We start from the raw sequence: 21,667 nt of genomic DNA on the forward strand, positions 1-21,667 counted from the left end.
GAGTTATGGCGAATGATCAGCATACTGAACTAGAAACAGAATTGACACTGGATCAGGTTAAAGATCAATTGATTGAATCAGGTAAGAAAAGAGCTTCGTTAAATTACAAGGAAATCATAGAGAAACTCTCTCCTTTTGAGCAGGATGCAGAGCAAATGGATGAGTTCTATGAGCAACTGAGTGATCTGGGTATCGATGTAGTGAATGAGAATGATGAAGAGGTTACACTGCGTCCTAGTGAAGATTCCGAGAACAACACGAGAGAGGGAGAGGACGAATTCCACTTTGATGATGATCTGAGCTTACCGCCAGGTATCAAAATCAATGACCCTGTCCGTATGTATCTCAAGGAAATTGGTCGTGTGCCCTTGTTGTCGGCAGATGATGAAGTACAACTGGCCAAACGGATTGAGAACGGGGATGAAGAAGCCAAGCGTCGTCTGGCTGAAGCGAACCTACGTCTCGTAGTCAGTATCGCCAAGCGTTACGTTGGACGTGGCATGTTGTTCCTTGATTTGATTCAGGAAGGTAATATGGGTCTGATCAAAGCGGTTGAGAAGTTTGACCACAAAAAAGGATACAAGTTCAGTACGTATGCTACATGGTGGATTCGCCAGGCGATCACTCGTGCTATTGCTGACCAGGCGCGTACCATTCGTATTCCTGTACACATGGTAGAGACGATTAATAAGCTGATCCGGGTATCCCGTCAGCTGTTGCAGGAACTTGGACGTGAACCAACACCAGAAGAAATTGCTGCTGAGATGGATCTGAGTGTGGAAAAAGTTCGTGAAATTACGAAGATTGCACAGGAACCAGTTTCTCTGGAAACACCAATCGGTGAGGAAGATGATTCCCATCTGGGTGACTTCATTGAGGATCAGGAAGCACTTGCTCCGGCAGATGCTGCTGCGTATGAGTTGTTGAAAGAACAACTCGAAGATGTACTGGATACACTGACTGAGCGTGAAGAGAATGTTCTTCGTCTGCGTTTTGGTCTGGACGATGGACGGACGAGAACGCTGGAGGAAGTGGGCAAGGTATTTGGTGTTACGCGTGAGCGTATTCGTCAGATTGAAGCGAAAGCTCTTCGTAAATTGCGCCACCCGAGTCGTAGTAAACGACTCAAAGATTTCCTCGAATAGTTGAACTATGGGAGACTTTCCGCAAGACGCTTTAGCGGCGGCGGGGTCTCCTTTATTTTTAATTTGAACGTCTTGATTTCTTGGTTTTGGAAATTCATCCTTGAAATGTTTGATTGGATTTTATTTTATCGCTTTTCCTTGTTCAATGCAAATCAATAAATTAAATGAATGGTGTAGGTGCTTCATGAAACTTTCGAATCGATTACAGCGAATACATGATCAAATTCCCGATGGCAGCCGCATGGCTGATATCGGTTCAGACCACGCGCTGCTGCCCGTAGCCGCAATCCGCAGTGGGAAAGCCGCGAAAGCAATAGCCGGGGAAGTTAATCCTGGGCCTTATGATGCTGCATGCAAACAAGTCAGTGATGCTGGCCTGAAAGAAAAAATAACGGTACGCCGTGGAGACGGATTGGATGTGATCTCTGCGGGAGAAGTGGATGTCATTACCATTGCAGGTATGGGTGGTGCTCTGATTGCTTCTATTTTGGATCGAGGCATATCCAAACTGGAAGGCGTCCAGTTGCTTATTTTGCAACCGAATGTGGGAGAGGATATCCTCAGACGCTGGTTGCTGGAGCATCACTGGGTGGTTGTAGCAGAACAGTTGCTCGAAGAAGATGGCAAGATCTATGAGATTATCACGGCGATGCCACAATCCATAAGCCCGATTGCAAATGTTGAGGTGTATCGTGCACGTCCGCTTCAAGGCGGAGCTGAATTGACGGAGGATTTGTTACTGCGCATGGGACCTTATTTGGTAGATCGTCCAACAGATGTGTTTTTTGCAAAATGGGAAAGCGAGATCATTAAACTGCAAGGGGTTGTAAACTCCATCTCCAAATCCGATCAGGATTCTTCCCGGGACAAGGCGGTTGAGGTAGAGCGTCTTATCGCAAACTTGAAGGAGGTTTTGGCATGTTTGCCAAAGGTCAAACTGTAATTCAACTGATGGAGCAGCTTGCTCCGAAACATTTGGCTGTACCGGATGACCGAATTGGTCTACAGCTCGGAAGTTTGCAAAAAGAAATCAGTCACGTGTTAGTTGCATTGGATGTGACGGACGAAGTGGTGGACGAAGCGATTCGCATCGGGGCCAACCTGATTATTGCTCATCACGCCATCATTTTCCGCCCGGTTAAGTCACTGAATACAGATACCCCTATGGGTAAATTGTATGAAAAGCTGATTAAGCATGATATTGCCGTCTATATCAGTCATACAAACTTGGACGTGGCCGAGGGTGGTATGAATGACTGGATGGCTGAGGCACTCGGTATCGAGAGCAAAGAATCGCTGGAAGATGTACACACAGATCATCTGTACAAGCTGGCTGTATTTGTGCCTCGTACCCATCATGAACAGGTCCTTCAGGCCATACTGGAAGCCGGAGCCGGGAGTATCGGTCAGTACAACAAGTGCAGCTTCAACACGGAAGGTACAGGAACGTTTGTACCTGGTGAAGGGACTGAGCCGTACATCGGTACCCAAGGGCAGATGGAACGTGTGGAAGAAATGCGGATTGAGACCATCGTACCCCAGAGTCTCAGAAGTAAGGTCGTTCAGGCGATGCTTAAGGCTCATCCGTATGAGGAAGTGGCTTATGATCTCTATGCAATGGATCTAAAGGGCCGTACGCTCGGTCTGGGACGCCTGGGACCTCTTAGGGAGCCTAAGACATTAGGCGAACTGGTGGAGGTCGTGAAGACCCAATTCAAGGTGTCTCATGTGCGTGTTGTCGGGGATCTGAACAAGCAGATCAAAAAAGCAGCGGTGCTTGGCGGCTCTGGCAGCCGTTACGCGCTCACTGCCCGTTTCAAAGGTGCGGATGTTATTGTGACCGGAGATATTGATTATCACACGGCTCATGATGCGTTAATGGCAGGAATGTGTATTATTGATCCGGGACATAATTCCGAGAAGATTATGAAACCGAAAACGGCCGATTGGCTTCGATCCCGTCTGGAAGAGAAACGATATGATACGCAAGTTACAGCTTCGGAGGTCAATACAGAGGTATTCCAGTTTATCTAAAAAGACAGTGGATGGGTGATTCCCAGTAATATTAAGCTTGTCTGGGAACTCAAATGCCTGTATACTATGTAATGTTGTTCGGAAAGCTTGACAGACAATCGCTGGTGGCCTTTGTTGCCACGAGAGGAAAGTCCGGGCTCCACAGGGCAGGATGCTGGATAACGTCCAGTCAGCGCGAGTTGAAGGATAGTGCCACAGAAATGGACCGCCGATGGCCGGATTTTCCGGCACAGGCAAGGATGGAACCGAGGTGTAAGAGACCCCGAGGAACGCTGGTGACTTCGTTCCTGGTAAACCCCATCTGGAGCAAGACCTAATGGGACACAGTCGCCTCTTCGGAGGAGGCAGCCTTAGCCCGAGGTGTGTCTAGGTTGGTCGCTTGAGCTGTACAGCAATGTATGGCCTAGATAGATGATTGTCGCTTCTGGTGGGAGGGTAGTTCCCGTATGAACCACGAAGAGCACAGAACCCGGCTTACGGTAAGCTTTCCTAACTGCAACAACAGTATTACAGTGTAGTCCACCTATCAGTCGAGGACAATCCGTGTCATTCACCGATGGCCTGACTGATCAGAAGGACCCATGCATATCCGAAAAAACATAAATCCTGTTGATACAGGTTCTATACTATAAAAAAGGCGGCAGTCCCGAGATATCGGGCCTGCCGCCTTTTGTGTTTCCCATATCAAGTTTGGACGTGCCTGGAGTTTTCAGACACGCCCTAGTCAATCTCATACGTTAAAATATCGCGCAACGTTTATGACAGTTCATTACAGTGTTACAACACTGTCGGATGTTAACGAAGCATGCCAGCGTTGGATGGCGCGATCCATTCGTTCCACGGCTTCAGGAAGAAGCTCAGGGTCCGTATGAGTAAAGTTGATTCGCATGCGGTTCAATTCCGGTGTACCTGCATAGAAGGAATCCCCCGGAACAATGCACACTTTCTCCTGGATACCATAAGTGAACAGATTGCTTGCCAGCATGCCTTCAGGCAGTTGCAACCACAAGAACATGCCACCTTGGGGTGAATTCCATGAGATGCCTTCCCATGACTTGGCTGCCATGAGCGTGGTCAGAGTTTTCATCCGTTGTTCGTAATCCTCTGAAATATGGCGGATATGCGCATCCAGATCGAAGGATTCAAGCAGTGCATGAAGCGCTCTTTGGTCGATGCTGCTGGAATGCAAGTCGGCACCTTGTTTGGCTCGGGCTGCCATTTTGACAATATCGGGAGCAGCCAGTATCCAACCCGTACGAAGACCGGGTGCTACCGTTTTGGAGAATGTACTGGTGTAGATAACATTGGAAGGGCCGTCATAGGAAACAGCATCCAGTTCTGCAAGAGCAGGGACATCCAATTGCTCCGGGTTGAACCGGATTTCACCATAGGGGTCATCTTCTAAAATGAGTACACCGTACTTACGGCAAAGATCCACAGCCTGCTGTCTTCTTTCTCGGGACCATACTTTTCCCGTAGGATTGGAGAATGTTGGGTTAATATAGACAAGTTTTGGACGATGCAACTGGAGCTGTTCCTCCAGTGATTCAGGCAACATACCGTGATCATCACAGGCTACGCCGTGAGATTCAGCCTGATAGGAATGAATGACTTGCAGAGCAGCAAGGTAGGTTGGTGACTCAACCAATACGCGGTCACCGGGGTTGAGAAGGATGCGGCAAACCAAGTCAATGGATTGCTGTGAACCCGTGGTGAGAAGCATGTGATCGGGTGAAGTGGGAATGCCCTTGGATTCAAGACGTTCGGCAATTTTGGCGCGAAGAGGACGGTAACCCTCAGTCTCCGCATATTGAAGAGCGGCTGCTCCGCTCATAAATACTTTTTCATACGCAACGCGGATGGCTTCCAGCGGGAATGAAGTCTGGGCTGGTAATCCACCGGCTAGCGAGATCATACCAGGTGCCTGAGCGGCCTGGAGCATGTCGCGAACGACAGAGGACGGGGTGTTTTGTGCCATTTTGGACCAAGGGATACTCATGTTATTCTCATCTCCTGTTATTCACTGTTATACTGTTATTATAAACTATAATAGACGGACTGCACTATAACAGTAAAATGGAGATCATAACAGTTGGGGGGAGCAACCATGCATATTGAATTAAAGCGGGGAAGCAGTACCAAATTGTACGTGCAGATTGCATTAACGATCGCCGATCGGATCAGATCAGGACTGATTGAACCCGGAACCCGACTTCCTTCTGTACGTAAAATGACCGTGGATTTGGGGGTCAGCCTGGTTACTGTATCCAAAGCGTATGCTGAACTTGAAGCGATTCAATTGATCACCTGCTCTCAGGGTAAAGGTTGTTATGTAAGAGGTACATTGAACGTTGATCCGATGGAGGATGCGGACCGAGCAAAGCGAAACCATGCCAACAGTGAATCCAGTACGTCATGGAACTGGCAGATGGCACTCGTGGATTATTTACCGCGTGCGCAGCTCTGGAGACATTTCGATACGTCACCCCAAGTGCGATATGAACTTCATATGTCAGCGATTCAGCCTGAACTGTTGCCCACGCGCGAGATTATCGACAGTGCCTACAGGCTTTCCTCTGATCATGCAGAACGTATGGCGGCGTATGGATCTTTTCAGGGAGATCGGGAGCTAAGACAGATCTTCGCCAAACATTTTGCCGAGCGTGGACTACGGGTGGCACCTGAAGGCCTGCTAATTACAAGTGGTGCTCAGCAGGGAATTGATCTTGTGGCACGGACTTTTGTTGGACCTGGGGATGTTGTATACATGGAGGCACCAAGCTATACCGGAGCCATTGATGTATTTACGAGTAGAGGCGCGAAGATCATTACAGTCCCAATGGATGATGAAGGCATGCGTATCGATCTGTTGACCCGGTTATGTGATACCTATCCTCCTAAGCTGATCTATACAATTCCGACTTATCACAATCCAACAGGTATCACCATGAGTGCAAGAAGGCGAGCACAGCTTTTAAATCTTGCGCAAAGTTACCACTGCCTCATTTTAGAGGATGATCCATTTGCAGATCTTTATTTTCGGGACCCTCCGCCGGCTTCCATTAAATCGATGGATGCGACAGGTCATGTCGTATATATCAAAAGCTTCAGCAAGGTGCTCTCTCCCGGTTGCCGTATAGCCTGCGCCATCGCAGACGGAAGTGTATTGACCCGGCTTGTGGCTGCGAAATCTACAGCAGATTTGGGCAGTCCGCTGCTTACACAAAAGGCGTTGCAATCTTTTATTCAGAATCAGTACGGTGCCTATGTATCCCGATTGAGGGATGAATTGTATACTCGTTTGTGCGCTGCATCTGAAGTGCTGGAAGAGCATGCGATTACGGGGATGCACTGGAGTTTGCCGGAGGGAGGACTCAATCTGTGGCTCCAACTCCCGAATAACTTGGATATGCGTGAGTTGCATCATCAGTCACTTGCTGCCGGGGTCTCTTTCCTTCCGGGTTCCGCCTGTTATGTAGGGGAGATGGATACACCGAGTCTGCGTATCTGCTTCACTGTAACGAGCGTTGAGCTATTGTGTGAAGGCCTCCGTGTACTGTGTCGAGTCATTGACAGAGTTACACCTGAGCAGGGTGGGACAGTGGCGGACAGGCTACCGCTCATATAATTTTTCGGAGTATGGACATACATCCAATCCACTTTCGACCTGCTGCAATAGGTTATAGTATCACCAGAAAGGGAGTTGGTTTTGAAATGAACCATTACTGTCCACCGCTTTGCCCGATTGTCTGTGACCCGATCCAGGTTGTTGAAGATTACTACATCCCACAGATCGTACCTGTTATCCACCCGATTGAAGTGATCAAAAAACATCACTGTGTTCCGATTCACCACCACATGTACCCTGTAGTTGTCAAAGAAGAGGACCCTTGCTATGTTTCCAGTCACAATCCAAAGAAAAAATCCGTGAAAAAATCAAGTAAAGCCCGCACATCTTCTCGCAAGCGCTAATCGCAGCGGGTGCCCCGGGGAAATTGGATATAAACCAAAGAGCAGCGTACGCCCCGGGGCGCAGCTGCTTTTGTATTTTTACGGAGTAGATTCAATACGGATTACGGGGTATACTTTTTCATCGTATTATCCATTTGTTGTCTGACATGTTGCGGCCAGAACTGCAAAGGAGCGCTGTTGCCTGATGCGGCTTGCAGTGCCTTATAGACATCGATTTGTCCATAGCCGAAATACTTATCGTGACCCGGATCACCGAGGTCAATAACACTTTGGCGCATCAAATCCATCACTTCCGTGTTGGTCAAATCCGGGTTTAACGAACGAATCAAACCTGCAAGTGCGGCTACATGGGGGCTAGCCATGGACGTTCCGGACAAGGCCGCATACTGATTGTTTGGATAGGTACTGGCGATACTGGACCCCGGGGCCATCACATCCACATAATCCCCGTAGTTGGAATAGGAAGCCTTGCTCATATCCGGGTCCGTAGCAGATACGGCAAATACTTCCGGATAAGCAGCAGGGTATCCTGGACGCTCTGTATTATCGTTTCCCGTGGCTGCAATCAGGACGATATCCCGGTCAAAAGCATATTTAATGGCATCATGAAGAAATTGCGCATCAGCATAATTGCCCAGACTCATGTTGATCACTTTGGCTCCATGATCGGCTGCCCAGATGATGCCTTCGGCAACGGCATACGTGGTACCCGAACCTGAGTTGTCGAGTACTTTAACCGGTAGTACCTTGTTATACCAGCTCATGCCTGCAACACCCTCATTATTGTTGACAATGGCGCCGATAATGCCAGCGACGTGTGTACCATGTCCCACATCATCCATCGGTTGGCTACCCGGTTCGACCACATTATAACCCTCAAGCAGCTTGCCTTTCAGGTCAGGATGGTTCATATCAACCCCGGTATCAACTACTGCAACGATGACGTCTTTGTTACCCTTGGTAATATTCCAACCTCTATTTGTCTCAATCGCAGGCAGGTTCCACTGATAATCGGAGAACAAGATGTCATTGGGTATCGTTACATCGGTTTGTTCAGTTACGGTATCATTGGTTAAATACATGTAATGGGGTTCCATATAAAGTGGATTCCATTTGCTTTCAAAATAGCTATGCAATTGCTTGTAACTCATGTGTTCTGACCGAAAAACATACGTGTATCCCAGCTTGCGCGCGGATTGAGCTCTCAGATCAGATTTAATGATACGCATGTCACGTTCACCGGGATCCTGACGAAAACGGATGACGATTTCATTTTCGTAAAAATGACTGGCATTGGCATTATCATGACCGGTTTTCACTGTAATTTCGTTAAGCGTATCCGGATGAACCGATTCAATTTTGAATTTACCTTCTCGCGGATAAGGAATCATGCGAAGATTTTTGCGTTGATGTTGTTCAACAGCATTTAATACGTTCTGGCTGAATAAGGAAATTACAGCTCTTTTGCCATCCTTGGAGGGTTGCCCCATCACAAAATACTTTTCTTTTCCCAAAGGGAAAGAAGAGGATTCGAAACTTTGACGTTTGTTTATCGCTTTTTTGGCAAGGTTCAGCGCATGTTGAAGCTTCTGTTGTTCCAACTTGCTTCCTTGTGTGGAAGCTTTATCAAACGGCTTGTTGAAGGAGCCATTGATATTCATGAGATGAATGGATCTGATATGTTCATGTGAACGTTGGAGATCATTCACATATCGACTTATCTGCGCTGCATTCATTGTGGCGGTTTTCTCCAACATGATACTGAGATGTTGTTTGGCGTCCATGCGGGTTAAGAGATCTGTTGCTTTGACATCCTGTACTTTCAGACGGTGCTTACTTGTATGCTCTTCATGAGCAGAGTCGGACAGCGCACTTGGTTTAGGTTCTTGACGATTGGATGTTGGAAGCAAAAGCGTCAGGGCGAGCGCTCCTGCACCGGCTGCAAGGGCCCAGTTAACCCATTTCGGTCTGGACATGATGGTTGGAACCTCCTTCATTCATTTTAAACAATCATTAACAGTGCTTCATCGATGTCACTGGTTATATCTATCGTTAGAAAAAGCGGAACGTTTTATGCAAGCGAGCTCGAGTCTGACTGCGTATAAGAGGCATGTTTAATGGCGGAAACGGAAAGCATGATTAAGGGATACCGCTCGTCATCTTTTTATGGTAGGATTATAGCTGAGAATTCAAAGGTCAGGGGAAAACCACCGTTGGCCGACCTATATGTAAGGACTTATTTAAGGGGGAGCTACCTTTATGTCAGCAGCCAATGTACAGAAAACATGTGAGTCAACTAGGGAAAAGTTAAAACCGGCTATCGATCGGATTGAAAAATTTTTGAATGAGAATGCTTTGCCTGAACTGGATCAGAATCAGACCGAAGAATCAACTGCCTTCTACAAAGGATTTCTTTCAGATCTCCGTCATTTGCTCGTTTTTTCTGAAGTTTCTTACGAAAAACTTGGCGTTGTGCTGCGTCGTGCCAACTTTGATGTCGATTTTGCCGAAAAGGCTCTTTATAATACGTATCACCAATGCGTAAACAGCTTTTTCTATCCCAAAAATGAATGTTATTCCGAAGACGGAAGATATGCTTACACAGGACAAGATGCCATTCGTTTTCGTGACAAGCCAATTCGTGCAGTACGGGATGTCATTCTTGAGGTTTCCAAAACGTACGAAGAATTGCGCGATGATCTGGCATTTTATGAAAGTGACTACCTGACTCAGCGCCGTATGCAAAATCAACGGAATCACGCTTAATTCATGTTTAAACCTTAATACGAAATGGAACGAAACCGCCCTTGTGGCGGTTTTTTTGTGTTTTGGTGAGAATCAGACGTGATGAGATCATGTCATCATCTGGCATTTTAGCGGAGAATATCGGATTTGTGGCGGGGAGAGAATAGTAGTCGAGGTGATAAAAAAATGAGCCAAGACAAACCAATTGTCAAATGCAGCGTCTCCAACTGCAATTACTGGGGAGAAAACAACTTCTGCCAAGCTGATGCCATCATGATTGACATTGACCAACATGCCACCCGTCGTCTGCATGAGGAATTTGCCGGTGAGACATTTGACTCGGACCACCATGATCATGCACGTACATCCTCTGCAACATGCTGTCACACGTTCAAACCCAAGTGAGCAGTCATCCCTATTCATAATGGAGGTGCTTCCAAATGAAAAATGACGATAATAACATTCATTTTAAGGATCGCCCTGAAACCAAGGGTGAAAGTGAAAAACAGCGTATGCGTGTCGATTATCCAAGAAAAGTACATCGGGAAGAGTACGGGGCAGAGGTCGCTCCTCCGACTGTTGTCAGAGCTGAAAGGACTGAACGTTCAGAACCTGTAGCTGAGAAGCATGAGGCAGACCGTGTCATGGAGTCGACAGGCAAAGTCGCAGGTTATATGGGTCTTGCCTTTGGCATTGCGTCCTTGTTCATGTGGTCAATCGTACTTGGACCAGCGGCAGCTGTTCTGGGTTACTATGCTTATGTTAATGGTCGGAAGACAGCGGGAGCCTGGTCCATTGGACTGGGTATTGTAGCCACGCTGAGTTATTTTTTCATGATTCCATTTGCGCGTTAAGTGTTGAATATTTAACTCCAAACCTTCTGTTTTCACCCATGGTGGTGACTCACAGAAGGTTTTTTTCGTATATGCGCAGGTTAAATGATCAGATTCATCTATTTTTTTGAAAACAATGGAACCTTGCTGTAAAACGATGTAGAATAAGGTCATAATACGCTTATCATACGGGAGTGGGTTAACTCATGCAGATTGATCCAAGTGGATCGCGGCAGTTATTGGAACTGCAATTATCCAATGTGAATAACCAAACCATTGGATCACAACCAGATGCTGGTTCAACAGTGGACTTTGCAAATGTGATGGACGGGCTGTTAGGCACAGGTACCAATTCGACGAGCAATACGGATTCCACCGCCACAGTCTCCAAAAGATCCAGTGATGGTTTGTTGTGGTTACAACTTGGAAGTACGTACAACCCGGATATAAAAACTGCAGGATCGTCCTCTGTCTCTAATAATATCGTGGAGTCTTTGTTATCTGTATCCAATACAGGAATTGTGGATTCCGGGGCATCTGTACCTACCGATTATGAATCTTTGATTGCGGAGGCAAGTGCCAAATATGGTGTTCCTGAATCATTGATCAAGGCCGTCATTGACACAGAGTCGAATTTTAATCCAAATGTCGTGTCCTCCGCAGGTGCCAAGGGGCTTATGCAATTAATGGATGGAACGGCTGCGGGGCTGGGTGTGAGTAATTCATTTGATCCTGCCCAGAACATTGATGCGGGCACTAAATATCTTTCTCTTCAGCTCCAGCGTTTCGGTGGAGAAGTGAACATGGCGCTTGCTGCATATAATGCAGGACCGGGTCGTGTTTCACGTCTGGGCGTGTCGAGTGATAGTGAACTGATGAGTGTACTTAACCGTCTGCCTTCAGAAACACAGAATTATATCTCCAAAGTGGAGAAGGCACGGTCGAAATATGTGATCTAAACTCACAGAATACACTTGCGATAACACAGATAGGCAGGATGAGATCCAATGTGGGAGCAGCAGCGCTTGAAACGCTTGTTCCCGGTTGGTCTTTTTGTGTTGTATGGGTATCATGTTACAATGCTCACTGTAAGATCATGAACGAAGAGATAAGGGAGGTCTAACCTCATTTGAAATATTTTGATTATGCTGCAACTACGCCTCCCCATCCGGATGTAATTCGTACGATGGCCGAAATTATGGAGTCACAATTCGGTAATCCATCCTCTATTCATGGATATGGAGAGCGTGCTCATCAATTGTTGCGTCGTGCACGATCTGGCTGTGCTGCGGCAATAGGTGTTAAGCCTGAGGAGATTGTATTTACTTCTGGAGCGACCGAGAGCAATAATTTTGCGATTAAAGGTGCGGCATTACGTTATGCGTCACGAGGCAAACATATCATCACAACGGCTACCGAGCATGCCTCGGTGTATGAAAGTGTCATGCAATTGCAGCAGTGGGGATGGGATGTGACGCTAATTCCTGTCAATCCCGCGGGTGTGGTGAATGCTCAGCAGGTTGCAGATGCGATCAGACCGGATACGGTGCTTGTGAGTCTGATGCATGTAAACAATGAAACAGGGGCGATTCATCCAATTGCGGAGATTGGCAAACAGCTGAAAAAGAAAGCACCGCGAGTGCTCTTCCATGTGGATGGTGTTCAGGGTTTTGGGAAAATGGAGGTTGCACCTGTCGATTGGGGTGCAGATCTGTACAGTTTGTCAGCCCACAAGATCCGTGGACCAAAGGGAGCAGGTCTCTTGTATGTGCGAAGTGGAGTGGAACTTACGCCATTAATATCAGGCGGATCACAGGAGCATGGCCTAAGAGCAGGCACGGAGAACGTGGCCTTGTTGGTAGGCATGGCCAAAGCCATGCGGATGGCAGCAGAAGGCCAGGCTGATTTTGCCCGGCGAACCCAGGTACTCCGCGATCGATTGATGGAAACGATACGTGATATTCCTGAATTTGAATTGAACAGTCGCACCGAGGGTGCACCTCATATTGTACACTTCTCCTATCCCGGGATGAAGGCAGAAGTGGCGCTGCACACCTTGGAGCAACTTGGCGTAACCATATCCACCCAATCGGCCTGTTCTTCGCGTTCGGCTGAACCGAGTCGGGCTCTTCTTGCGATGGGCAGAGATGCAGCTTGTGCTGGTGGCGGATTGCGTATTAGTCTTGGAGATGAACATACAGAAGAAGATGTAGCCTTGCTTGAACAGGCTTTACATCAGATGGTGGCGCAGTTGCGCCCCCTCGAAAGGCGGATGTGAATGGATATGAAATATGATATGCTGCTTCTCCGTTTCGGAGAGTTTATGTTGAAAGGGAAAAATCGTGCACGATTCGAAAAGACGATCATCACACAGGTGAAAGCTCTGCTTAAACCTTATCCGGGAGCGAGCCTTCGGAAAGAATATGGCCGTGTCTATGTAGATCTTGGCGGTGAATCACATATTGAACTGATTAAGGTACTAAAGCGTGTATTTGGCGTGATGTCGATTAGTCCGGTTAAAGTCACCCCATCCGAACTTGATGAGATTGTGAAAACGGCAGTTGCATTTATGGATGAAAGGGAAGACGAATTCAAGGAAGGTACTACATTCAAGGTAAATGTAAGGCGGGTATGGAAGGAGTTCCCCAACTCTTCACATGAAATGAACCATCTGGTTGGTTCCCCGATTCTTCGGAAGTTCCAGCAATTGAGTGTTGATGTTCGCGAGCCTGATATTGAGCTCCGAGTGGAAATTCGGGATCAGGGCACGTATATTTTCAATGAAACCATTCCTGCAGTAGGCGGGTTTCCGCTGGGGACGAATGGAAAAGCGATGGTACTGCTATCAGGTGGAATAGACAGCCCGGTGGCAGCCTGGTCTTCCATGCGCCGTGGACTTGAAGTGGAATGTGTACATTTTTATAGTTACCCCTTCACAAGCCAGCGTGCCAAGGAGAAAGTCATAGATCTGGCGCGTGCCCTTGCGGATCATGCAGGAACAATCAAGCTGCATCTGGTTCCATTTACGGAGATCCAAACGGCATTTACCCAACTGGGTCAGGACAATCTGATTATTACTCTGATGAGACGTTCGATGTTGCGAATTGCTTCCAAACTTGCTGAGCGTGAGCGCGCACTAGCACTGATCACCGGAGATAGCCTGGGACAAGTAGCGAGCCAGACGCTTCCAAGTATGAATGTCATTGGTCGTGCGACAGATCTTCCGCTGCTGCGACCACTGGTTATGATGGATAAACAGGAAATCATTACGCTGTCCAAACAGATCGGAACGTATGATATCTCCATTTTGCCCTATGAGGATTGCTGTACTCTCTTTGTGCCAAAGTCACCTTCAACCAATCCCAATCTTCGAATTGTGGATAAAATTGAATCAACAATGAGCCATCTGCCAGAATGGGTGGATCAAGCGGTGGAACGAACCGAAACAATCACTCTGCACGCCGGTGAAACTTCTGTGGTAACGAATCAGACAGGCGATAATGGCATGAAGGATGACTGGTTCTAAACTCAATAAAATTAGCATGGCTGACATAATAAGGGCTATGTTAACTGCAAAAAAAGGACTGTCCGATGAGATATCGTTCAGTCCTTTGCTGTATTCAAAAAAGGTTTGGATGAATTTAGCTTAAGAATAGGAGCGCTGTTGTTCCCCGCCAGATCCTTTGCGGCTGGAACTGCTGGAGCGTTTGCGATAACCTGCAAAGACTACGCCAGCGATAACCACAACGATGAAGAGAATGCGCAATGCCGGATGTTCGGTAAAGTAAGGCAATAGTCGCTGCTCCTCCGTAATCATATTGGAAGCCGTGTATCCCAGAACGATGGCTCCAACATAAATGATCCAGGGAAAGTGATTAATCAGCTTGATGAACAGGGTGCTGCCCCAGACAATAATAGGTACACTGATCAGGAGTCCGAGGATGACAAGCACGAGATGCTGCTGCGCAGCTCCGGCAACTGCAATCACGTTATCGAGTCCCATGGCTGCATCCGCGATTACGATTGTACGTACAGCGGTCCATAAGGAAGTCCCCGCCTGGACATCATTGTGTTCGTCTCCCTGATCCGCCAATAATTTATAGGCAATCCAGATCAGCAGGATGCCTCCCACAAGCAAGAGCCAAGGCACTTTAAGCAACCATAAAACAACAACTGTTGCCAAAATTCGAATCAGCAGTGCGCCGCCCGTGCCGTACAGGATCGCCTTTTTCTGCACGGAAGGATGCAAATTTCGAGCTGCGAGGCCAATGACGATGGCATTATCTCCAGCCAGAATGAGATCAATAAAGACAACGTTCAGCAAAGCCAGCCAGAATGCGGGGCTAAATAGCTCCATGTGATATGTCACTCCTTATATACGGTTCAATCATTAAGAATAGCATGGACAACTCTGACATACAAGTTAATGTGGGGGGATGAGGACATGGATACACTCTGGCTGTTGACTGAGATTTTAATGATCAATCTGGTATTGAGTGGAGATAATGCGGTTGTTATTGCGCTTGCGAGCAAAGATCTACCACCAATACAACGGAAAAAGGCGGTATGGTGGGGAGCTTTTGGTGCGGTGCTGCTGCGCTGTGTATTAACCTTCGTCGCGGTATTATTGCTGGGGATTCCCTTTATCCAAGCGGCAGGTGGGCTTTTGCTACTCTGGATTGCCGTGAAGTTGCTGCTTCAAAATGATGATGAATTACATATTCGAGAAGCTTCTACGACGTGGAAAGCCATTCAAACCATTCTGATTGCCGATTTTGTAATGAGCCTGGATAATGTTTTGGCCATAGCGGCTTTGGCAGATGGAGATTTGGCTTTGATTGTCATCGGAATTGCAATCAGTATTCCTATTGTCGTATGGGGGAGCGGTTTAATTGTTGGTTTGCTCAAGCGATTTCCGATTCTCGTATTCGCCGGATCAGGCATTCTGGCTTTCACAGCGGGTGAGATGGTGATGAAAGATCCCAAGTTGGGAGAATGGCTTGGAGGTATGGCATCAGAGGTGCATACGCTGCTACCCATAGCGATGGCTTGTCTCGTGGTTGCAGTTGGAGGAGCACACAAATTTGTGCGGAAGAACGCATAGTTTAACAATGGATAAAAGCATGATATATGACCGTCTGAACCACGTGGTTTAGGCGGTTTTGTGTTGAGAAATTGCTCTTGTCATGACAACTCCCATTGGGCTAGTCATCAGTTGCACAATTTAGGGTAATACAGGTAAAGGGCACATGCAAAGTGCGACATAAAGTATAGTTTTTTGCCGAAACTTCGGATACACTAGAAACAGGATTCCAGGTTTGAAAACGAACAGTCGATCTGGAATATGCGTTTATCAGGAAGTAAAGTACATAGCCATGGTATAAGAGGTGATTGCAGATGAGGATGAGAAATGAAAAAGCGATTGGACTATTCATTGTAGTTGCAGGAATTATCATTCTGCTTGGCAAGTTTGGTGTGTTTGGCTTCATCGGTCGTAATTTCTGGCCTTTGCTGATCCTGTTACCAGGTATCGCCCTTCATGCGTTATATTATGCTCGTATTTCACCAGCGTGGTCGCTTGTTCCTGCCGGCGTACTAACAGTGTATGGTGTTTTATTCAGTATAACGAATACATGGGGCGCTGGACTTATGAGCAGGTTGTGGCCAGCATTCTTGCTCGGGATTGCCATAGGGCTACTCGAATATGGAATGGCTGAACGGCGAAGACCGGAATATGTATTACCTGTAGCTTTGATCCTTGGTGCGGTGTCCATCATATTATTCGGATTTACCTTGCTGCAAACGGGAATAATCTATGTACTTGCTGTCCTTTTAATCCTGGGCGGAGTCTGGTTATTGCTGGGACGAGGACGTCAAGGGAGAGGCTGGTAACATTCCCAGTGGTCTTTTCGTGCGAAATATCTTGATTTTTACCTATAATAAACTATAATATAAGGGATATAGACATGCGTCGGGATATCACCGACGCTTATTTTGTGAGTAACCTGCGAAATTGCGGGAAGTTTAGTAGATAAGAATTGAAATTGGAAAGGATATGGATACAAACCATGCATTCAAGAGAACACATTCGCAATATTGCGATTATTGCCCACGTCGACCACGGGAAAACTACGCTCGTCGACAAGTTGCTCCAGCAATCCGGTACTTTCCGTGATCACGAAACGGTACAGGAGCGCGCAATGGACTCCAACGATTTGGAGCGTGAACGCGGTATTACGATTTTGGCCAAAAACACGGCTATAACTTATAAAGATTACCTGATCAACATCGTGGATACACCAGGACACGCCGATTTCGGTGGCGAAGTGGAACGTATCATGAAAATGGTTGACGGCGTATTGCTCGTTGTTGATGCTTATGAGGGCTGTATGCCCCAAACGAAGTTTGTACTTCGTAAAGCACTGGAGCACAACCTGACACCTATCGTTGTTGTAAACAAAATTGACCGTCCAGCGGCTCGTCCGGCTGAGGTAATTGATGAAGTATTGGACCTGTTCATTGAACTGGGTGCCAACGATCAACAACTTGAATTCCCTGTTGTATATGCTTCCGCATTGAACGGAACATCCAGCATGGAAAGTGATCCTGCTAAACAGGATGACAACATGATGGCGATCTACAATACCATCGTTAGTCACATCCCACACCCTACCGAAAATGTTGAAGAACCACTTCAATTCCTCGTTACTTTGATGGACTACAATGAATACCTTGGTCGTATTGCCATTGGTCGTGTTAACCGCGGTGTGATCCGTCAAGGACAATCGGTAACGGTTATTATGCGTGATGGTAAGAGCAAAACTGCACGTATTGAGAAACTGTTCGGTTTCCAAGGTCTCAAACGTATTGAGACGGAAGAAGCAGGAGCAGGTGACATCGTTGCCATTGCAGGGATCAAGGACATCAATATTGGTGAAACCATTGCCGACCCTAACAATCCAGAAGCACTTCCAGTTTTGAAAATCGATGAGCCTACCCTGCAAATGACGTTCCTCGTGAACAACAGTCCATTCGCAGGTCGTGAAGGTAAATGGGTAACTTCCCGTAAACTTCGTGAGCGTTTGTTAAAAGAATTGGAAACAGACGTTTCCCTTCGTGTTGACGAAACGGAAAGCCCGGATGCATTTGTCGTTTCCGGACGCGGTGAGCTTCACTTGGGTATCCTGATTGAGAACATGCGTCGTGAAGGATATGAGCTTCAAGTATCAAAACCAGAAGTTATCGTTAAAGAAGTTGACGGTAAGAAAATGGAACCTCTTGAGCGCTTGTTGATTGATATCCCTGAAGAAAGCATGGGTTCCGTAATGGAGAGCCTGGGCGCGCGTAAAGCAGAGATGGTTAACATGGTCAACACAGGTAGTGGTCAAGTTCGTCTGGAGTTCCTGATTCCAGCACGTGGTTTGATCGGATATAGCACAAACTTCCTGACATTGACTCGTGGTTACGGAGTTATGAACCATGCATTTGACAGCTACGCTCCAGTAGTATCCGGTCAAGTGGGTGGACGTCACCAAGGTGTGCTGATCTCAACTGAAACAGGTACATCTACGTTCTACGGAATGATGGGTGTTGAGGATCGCGGTACGCTCTTCTTGGAGCCGGGAACTGAAATCTACGAAGGTATGATCGTTGGTGAGCATACACGTGACAATGATATCGTTGTTAACATCTGCAAAGAAAAACAACTGACTAACGTTCGTTCTTCTGGTAAAGATGATACAGTTAAAATTAAAACTCCAATTATCTTCTCTTTGGAACAGGCGCTTGAGTATCTGAATGAAGATGAATATTGTGAGATTACACCAAAATCTATTCGTCTTCGTAAGAAGATCTTGAATAAATCCGAGCGTGAACGTGCGGAGAAACAACGCAAAATGGCTTCCAAAGCCTAATAACAACAAAATAATTTATATAAGTTAGCATTTGATGAAACACACATGCCCATCGACGTTGATTACAACCCACTAAAGTAGTGGAGGATACGGAATCGATTCTGTAGGAGCGAAGCGTTCGCCTTTATCCCCGGATTTTACCATTGAAAAATGGATCAAAAAAATCTGGGGATAACAGCGACCAAAAGAACGATCCGAATCCGAAACGGTCACATAGAGAGCTTTGTAATTAATGTTGTTGGTGGTGCTCCATCAACCAGTTAACTTATATCCTAGCATGAACACGAAAGGAGCTGGCTGTGCATGCAAGCATGGTTCGCATCGCACCCGATCGTAGCCTACATCGTCATCTTTGTATTGATTACTTACGTATATAACAAGGTGTTTCGGGTACGTCAGAAATTGCCACTTGGTAAGGAAATCGTTCTCTATATATTGATGGCGATGGGCACATTCATGCTTCTTATTTTTCAGATCGACAAGCTTCCCATCATTCAATGTTTGTTGGTCGCGGTTGGTTTGATGTTGTTAGTAAGAGTGCGTTATTTCATTGAAGGTCGTCAAAAGAAAAAAGCGGAAGCTGCCGCTCGAAATTCATAAATCCTGTCTTGTACAGACCATCCGTTTTCCTTAGGGAAAGCGGTTGTCTTTTATTTAGACAAAAACAGATGTGATAAAGGTGTTGAAGATATGAACTCAAATTCGAACGGACTGCCTCCACGGAGACAGGCACCAACGCAATCCGGTGCTTCTGGATCGAAGAATGGCAAGGGCAAGCAACCTAAGAAGAAAAAGAGAATGAATGCTTTTGGCAGAATCTTTTTAAGTCTATTGGTTATTGCCATTCTGGTAGGCGGTGGATATGCGTACTGGGTATACAATCAAGTCGTGGATACAGGCATCGATAAACCGGTACCTCCCGGGATGTCAGCCACAACCAAACCGATCACGATGCTATTATTAGGCACAGATAACCGTCCTGAAACTGGCACATATCTCTCAGATGTCGTTATGGTAGCTTCATTGAATCCGGAGACCAAGACAGCAACCATTGTCTCTTTGCCTCGAGACACCCGTATACAATTGGATGGGTACAAATCCAACAAGCTGAATTCCTATTATCCAAGGTTCAAAGCACAGGAAAAAACCACTGGCAAAAATGCAGAGGATCAGATGAAGGAAATGATGGGCAAGTATTTGGATGTAGATATTAATTATACAACCGTACTGAATTTCCAGGCTTTCCGTGATGCTGTTAATGCCGTGGGTGGCGTGGATGTGACTGTGGATAAAAATATGTGTTACAGAGATACAGCCGATGGCACAGATATCAATCTGGTCGCAGGCGCGCAACATCTCGATGGTAAAGCGGCACTGGATTTTGTTCGTTACCGCAAATCCAATTGTAATCCGAAGACTGCTGAATCCAATGACTTTGACCGTAACAAACGTCAAAACCAAGTGCTGAACTCCATGCTGGATCAGATGAAATCTCTTGGTGGCATTACGAAGATTAGCAAAGTGATTGGTGCAGTTGACAAGAATATGACGACAGATGTGGAATCGGAACAAATGAAAAACTTTATCTCGACGTATTGGAACATTTCCACCTCGGATGTGCATTATACTCCGGTTACCGGAGAGTGGAGAAGTCCCTATGTGTATATCAATGAGACAGAACTCGCCAATGCGAAACAGGCTTTACAAGATACACTTTCAGGTAAAGTAACCCCTTCATCTTCAGGTGAATAACCTTCATTCTTTTGGGATTGGAAGCACGTTAATGGGTATGCTATAATAACATAAACCAAGGATAAGAATTGCATAAAGAAGGTTAGGGGGCTGATTGAATGTCCGAAGCCGTCACACAATTAACTGAATCTCTTTTACAGCAATTCAAGAACGAGACCTTTGTGCTTCTGAGCACAGTGGATGTAGAATCCGGAGGTCCGACTTCAACAGCCATCTCCTGGATTTATGCGGAGAATGCTTCTACTTTTCGTGTAGCGATTGATCATCGTTCACGTTTAGTGAATAACATGATAACTAATCCGCTCATTACGGTTACAGTCTTTGGAGAAGAGACGGTATACGCAGTGAACGGCCGTGCTGCGGTACGACAAGATCCGTTGCAGGATGTTCCATTTAATATGTGCTGTTTCGACATTACAATTGAAGCGGTGAGGAATGCTCTGTTTTACGGCGCTCAATTGTCCTCTGTGCCTCAATATGTCAAAATATATGATCAGCGTGCTGCTGAGAAATTAGATGAGCAGGTATTTGCTGCCATGAAAAAAGCCTAGTGAGAGATCACTGGGCTTTTTGTTGTCTTTTGTCGGAGGAATGGAGCTGTTGCATTTGTTGTTGTTGATTCACGTGTTCATCCGGATTTTGACGGACTTTAACGTCTTTCGGAAGTTGTGGGATAATTCGTCCCACCATGTCAGCGAGTTCTGAAGCAAAACCGGATATGGGGTGCCCTTGACGGATATGTTCACCGATCTCTTTGATTCGTTCAGTGACATCGGCATCAGCAGTAACAATGGAATCCACACCTTCAGGGTCTTTACGAAGCGCTTCGGCAACCGAGTACTTGATGGTACCTACCCGAGCGCGTTCCAGTTCACCGTCAACATCAATACCAACGACGGCTGTATTGCCGAGAATAACGCAGTTTGCGTCTTTAACACCTTCCACTTGCTTGGCAAGAGCTTTAAGGTGATTGATTCGTTTTTCATTTGGCATCCGGCCACTCTTTGCATCATCCGCAATGTTGGTATCATGGACTTCACCTGTATCCTCATTGAGACGGTCCAATCGTGAAGGATTCATCCGATCTTCCTGTGCATTGAGCATGTGAGATCCTTTCCTTTGATCTTGCTGAGTTGTCACATTTCCTCCGTAACTTCTTGGATGTGACGTATGTGGCTCCTGTGAAGCGCTGCGTGAGGAAGTGTTGCAACCTGTAAGTATAAAGATCAGAAGCAGCGTGCAAACCCATATTTTCATAAATGTTCATCCTTTC

At 46.5% G+C, this 21,667-nt stretch carries 21 protein-coding genes and 1 other RNA gene; 18 read left to right on the forward strand and 4 right to left on the reverse strand.

Annotated features, from left to right (window positions below; genetic code table 11):
• The first annotated feature begins 5 nt into the window (after positions 1-5).
• The 4 genes from rpoD to rnpB all read left to right on the forward strand — a co-directional run bounded on the left by rpoD (position 6) and on the right by rnpB (position 3,671).
• A complete protein-coding gene (gene rpoD, locus ACTHPG_RS16270; RefSeq protein WP_062835490.1) occupies positions 6-1,145 on the forward strand; it encodes an RNA polymerase sigma factor RpoD in 1,140 nt (379 codons plus the stop codon).
• Between the two features lie 184 nt (positions 1,146-1,329).
• The gene (locus ACTHPG_RS16275) at positions 1,330-2,088 is read left to right on the forward strand and encodes a tRNA (adenine(22)-N(1))-methyltransferase (protein ID WP_440390603.1); all 759 of its coding nucleotides are present in this window, start codon (positions 1,330-1,332) and stop codon (positions 2,086-2,088) included.
• Complete coding sequence (locus ACTHPG_RS16280; RefSeq protein ID WP_440390604.1) at positions 2,064-3,179, forward strand: Nif3-like dinuclear metal center hexameric protein; 1,116 nt, start codon at positions 2,064-2,066, stop codon at positions 3,177-3,179. The genes ACTHPG_RS16275 and ACTHPG_RS16280 overlap by 25 nt, the downstream gene beginning before the upstream one ends.
• A gap of 82 nt (positions 3,180-3,261) precedes the next feature.
• Positions 3,262-3,671, forward strand: an RNA gene (gene rnpB, locus ACTHPG_RS16285) — RNase P RNA component class A.
• A gap of 277 nt (positions 3,672-3,948) precedes the next feature.
• Here the strand turns inward: rnpB and ACTHPG_RS16290 are convergent.
• On the reverse strand, positions 3,949-5,178 hold the full coding sequence (locus tag ACTHPG_RS16290; protein ID WP_440390605.1) for a PLP-dependent aminotransferase family protein: 1,230 nt from the start codon (positions 5,176-5,178) through the stop codon (positions 3,949-3,951).
• A 108-nt stretch (positions 5,179-5,286) separates the two neighbouring features.
• Between ACTHPG_RS16290 and pdxR the strand changes: the two genes are divergently transcribed.
• Positions 5,287-6,807 carry a MocR-like pyridoxine biosynthesis transcription factor PdxR gene (gene pdxR, locus ACTHPG_RS16295; protein ID WP_440390606.1) on the forward strand — a complete coding sequence of 507 codons (1,521 nt, stop codon included), beginning with the start codon at positions 5,287-5,289 and terminating at the stop codon, positions 6,805-6,807.
• Between the two features lie 86 nt (positions 6,808-6,893).
• Positions 6,894-7,151, forward strand: coding sequence for a hypothetical protein (locus ACTHPG_RS16300; RefSeq protein WP_076211601.1), 258 nt, complete (start codon positions 6,894-6,896; stop codon positions 7,149-7,151).
• A 101-nt stretch (positions 7,152-7,252) separates the two neighbouring features.
• On the opposite strand, the gene ACTHPG_RS16305 is transcribed toward ACTHPG_RS16300, so the two are convergent.
• The gene (locus ACTHPG_RS16305) at positions 7,253-9,127 is read right to left on the reverse strand and encodes a S8 family peptidase (RefSeq protein WP_440390607.1); all 1,875 of its coding nucleotides are present in this window, start codon (positions 9,125-9,127) and stop codon (positions 7,253-7,255) included.
• A 283-nt stretch (positions 9,128-9,410) separates the two neighbouring features.
• On the opposite strand from ACTHPG_RS16305, the gene ACTHPG_RS16310 reads away from it, so the two are divergent.
• The 6 genes from ACTHPG_RS16310 (at position 9,411) to thiI (ending at position 14,255) form a co-directional block, all read left to right on the forward strand.
• Positions 9,411-9,917 (forward strand): YpuI family protein, encoded by a 507-nt coding sequence (locus ACTHPG_RS16310; RefSeq protein WP_421885723.1) that lies wholly within the window; start codon positions 9,411-9,413, stop codon positions 9,915-9,917.
• A 165-nt stretch (positions 9,918-10,082) separates the two neighbouring features.
• Positions 10,083-10,301 carry a DUF1540 domain-containing protein gene (locus ACTHPG_RS16315; RefSeq protein ID WP_440390608.1) on the forward strand — a complete coding sequence of 73 codons (219 nt, stop codon included), beginning with the start codon at positions 10,083-10,085 and terminating at the stop codon, positions 10,299-10,301.
• A 35-nt stretch (positions 10,302-10,336) separates the two neighbouring features.
• Positions 10,337-10,750 carry a hypothetical protein gene (locus tag ACTHPG_RS16320; protein ID WP_440390609.1) on the forward strand — a complete coding sequence of 138 codons (414 nt, stop codon included), beginning with the start codon at positions 10,337-10,339 and terminating at the stop codon, positions 10,748-10,750.
• 185 nt (positions 10,751-10,935) lie between these two features.
• Positions 10,936-11,688, forward strand: a complete 753-nt coding sequence (locus ACTHPG_RS16325; RefSeq protein WP_440390610.1) for a lytic transglycosylase domain-containing protein — start codon at positions 10,936-10,938, stop codon at positions 11,686-11,688.
• Between the two features lie 170 nt (positions 11,689-11,858).
• Entirely contained in the window at positions 11,859-13,007 is a 1,149-nt protein-coding gene (locus ACTHPG_RS16330) for a cysteine desulfurase family protein (RefSeq protein ID WP_440390611.1), read from the forward strand.
• 6 nt (positions 13,008-13,013) lie between these two features.
• Positions 13,014-14,255 (forward strand): tRNA uracil 4-sulfurtransferase ThiI, encoded by a 1,242-nt coding sequence (gene thiI, locus ACTHPG_RS16335; protein WP_440390826.1) that lies wholly within the window; start codon positions 13,014-13,016, stop codon positions 14,253-14,255.
• 120 nt (positions 14,256-14,375) lie between these two features.
• Here thiI and ACTHPG_RS16340 read toward each other — a convergent pair whose 3' ends face one another.
• Complete coding sequence (locus ACTHPG_RS16340) at positions 14,376-15,086, reverse strand: TerC family protein (protein WP_440390612.1); 711 nt, start codon at positions 15,084-15,086, stop codon at positions 14,376-14,378.
• Between the two features lie 87 nt (positions 15,087-15,173).
• On the opposite strand from ACTHPG_RS16340, the gene ACTHPG_RS16345 reads away from it, so the two are divergent.
• From ACTHPG_RS16345 to ACTHPG_RS16370, 6 genes are all read left to right on the forward strand, one after another.
• Complete coding sequence (locus ACTHPG_RS16345; RefSeq protein WP_440390613.1) at positions 15,174-15,833, forward strand: TerC family protein; 660 nt, start codon at positions 15,174-15,176, stop codon at positions 15,831-15,833.
• Positions 15,834-16,126: 293 nt separating this feature from the next.
• Complete coding sequence (locus ACTHPG_RS16350) at positions 16,127-16,621, forward strand: hypothetical protein (RefSeq protein WP_440390614.1); 495 nt, start codon at positions 16,127-16,129, stop codon at positions 16,619-16,621.
• 176 nt (positions 16,622-16,797) lie between these two features.
• Positions 16,798-18,642 carry a translational GTPase TypA gene (gene typA, locus ACTHPG_RS16355; protein ID WP_440390615.1) on the forward strand — a complete coding sequence of 615 codons (1,845 nt, stop codon included), beginning with the start codon at positions 16,798-16,800 and terminating at the stop codon, positions 18,640-18,642.
• A 303-nt stretch (positions 18,643-18,945) separates the two neighbouring features.
• The gene (locus ACTHPG_RS16360) at positions 18,946-19,242 is read left to right on the forward strand and encodes a YlaH-like family protein (protein WP_036614990.1); all 297 of its coding nucleotides are present in this window, start codon (positions 18,946-18,948) and stop codon (positions 19,240-19,242) included.
• A 90-nt stretch (positions 19,243-19,332) separates the two neighbouring features.
• Positions 19,333-20,394, forward strand: coding sequence for an LCP family protein (locus ACTHPG_RS16365; protein ID WP_440390616.1), 1,062 nt, complete (start codon positions 19,333-19,335; stop codon positions 20,392-20,394).
• A 98-nt stretch (positions 20,395-20,492) separates the two neighbouring features.
• Positions 20,493-20,945 carry a pyridoxamine 5'-phosphate oxidase family protein gene (locus ACTHPG_RS16370; protein ID WP_289389880.1) on the forward strand — a complete coding sequence of 151 codons (453 nt, stop codon included), beginning with the start codon at positions 20,493-20,495 and terminating at the stop codon, positions 20,943-20,945.
• 7 nt (positions 20,946-20,952) lie between these two features.
• On the opposite strand, the gene ACTHPG_RS16375 is transcribed toward ACTHPG_RS16370, so the two are convergent.
• Positions 20,953-21,651 carry a YhcN/YlaJ family sporulation lipoprotein gene (locus ACTHPG_RS16375; RefSeq protein WP_440390617.1) on the reverse strand — a complete coding sequence of 233 codons (699 nt, stop codon included), beginning with the start codon at positions 21,649-21,651 and terminating at the stop codon, positions 20,953-20,955.
• Positions 21,652-21,667 lie beyond the last annotated feature (16 nt).

Origin of the sequence: Paenibacillus sp. SAF-068 (assembly GCF_051967555.1) — a bacterium.
Lineage (GTDB): Bacteria > Bacillota > Bacilli > Paenibacillales > Paenibacillaceae > Paenibacillus.

Bases quoted from the DNA above. Each gene is read 5' to 3' on its own strand.
- rpoD (WP_062835490.1), top strand. From the start codon at position 6: ATGGCGAATGATCAGCATACTGAACTAGAAACAGAATTGACACTGGAT.
- ACTHPG_RS16275 (WP_440390603.1), top strand. From the start codon at position 1,330: ATGAAACTTTCGAATCGATTACAGCGAATACATGATCAAATTCCCGAT.
- ACTHPG_RS16280 (WP_440390604.1), top strand. From the start codon at position 2,064: ATGTTTGCCAAAGGTCAAACTGTAATTCAACTGATGGAGCAGCTTGCT.
- ACTHPG_RS16290 (WP_440390605.1), bottom strand. From the start codon at position 5,178: ATGAGTATCCCTTGGTCCAAAATGGCACAAAACACCCCGTCCTCTGTC.
- pdxR (WP_440390606.1), top strand. From the start codon at position 5,287: ATGCATATTGAATTAAAGCGGGGAAGCAGTACCAAATTGTACGTGCAG.
- ACTHPG_RS16300 (WP_076211601.1), top strand. From the start codon at position 6,894: ATGAACCATTACTGTCCACCGCTTTGCCCGATTGTCTGTGACCCGATC.
- ACTHPG_RS16305 (WP_440390607.1), bottom strand. From the start codon at position 9,127: ATGTCCAGACCGAAATGGGTTAACTGGGCCCTTGCAGCCGGTGCAGGA.
- ACTHPG_RS16310 (WP_421885723.1), top strand. From the start codon at position 9,411: ATGTCAGCAGCCAATGTACAGAAAACATGTGAGTCAACTAGGGAAAAG.
- ACTHPG_RS16315 (WP_440390608.1), top strand. From the start codon at position 10,083: ATGAGCCAAGACAAACCAATTGTCAAATGCAGCGTCTCCAACTGCAAT.
- ACTHPG_RS16320 (WP_440390609.1), top strand. From the start codon at position 10,337: ATGAAAAATGACGATAATAACATTCATTTTAAGGATCGCCCTGAAACC.
- ACTHPG_RS16325 (WP_440390610.1), top strand. From the start codon at position 10,936: ATGCAGATTGATCCAAGTGGATCGCGGCAGTTATTGGAACTGCAATTA.
- thiI (WP_440390826.1), top strand. From the start codon at position 13,014: ATGAAATATGATATGCTGCTTCTCCGTTTCGGAGAGTTTATGTTGAAA.
- ACTHPG_RS16340 (WP_440390612.1), bottom strand. From the start codon at position 15,086: ATGGAGCTATTTAGCCCCGCATTCTGGCTGGCTTTGCTGAACGTTGTC.
- ACTHPG_RS16345 (WP_440390613.1), top strand. From the start codon at position 15,174: ATGGATACACTCTGGCTGTTGACTGAGATTTTAATGATCAATCTGGTA.
- ACTHPG_RS16350 (WP_440390614.1), top strand. From the start codon at position 16,127: ATGAGGATGAGAAATGAAAAAGCGATTGGACTATTCATTGTAGTTGCA.
- typA (WP_440390615.1), top strand. From the start codon at position 16,798: ATGCATTCAAGAGAACACATTCGCAATATTGCGATTATTGCCCACGTC.
- ACTHPG_RS16360 (WP_036614990.1), top strand. From the start codon at position 18,946: ATGCAAGCATGGTTCGCATCGCACCCGATCGTAGCCTACATCGTCATC.
- ACTHPG_RS16365 (WP_440390616.1), top strand. From the start codon at position 19,333: ATGAACTCAAATTCGAACGGACTGCCTCCACGGAGACAGGCACCAACG.
- ACTHPG_RS16370 (WP_289389880.1), top strand. From the start codon at position 20,493: ATGTCCGAAGCCGTCACACAATTAACTGAATCTCTTTTACAGCAATTC.
- ACTHPG_RS16375 (WP_440390617.1), bottom strand. From the start codon at position 21,651: ATGAAAATATGGGTTTGCACGCTGCTTCTGATCTTTATACTTACAGGT.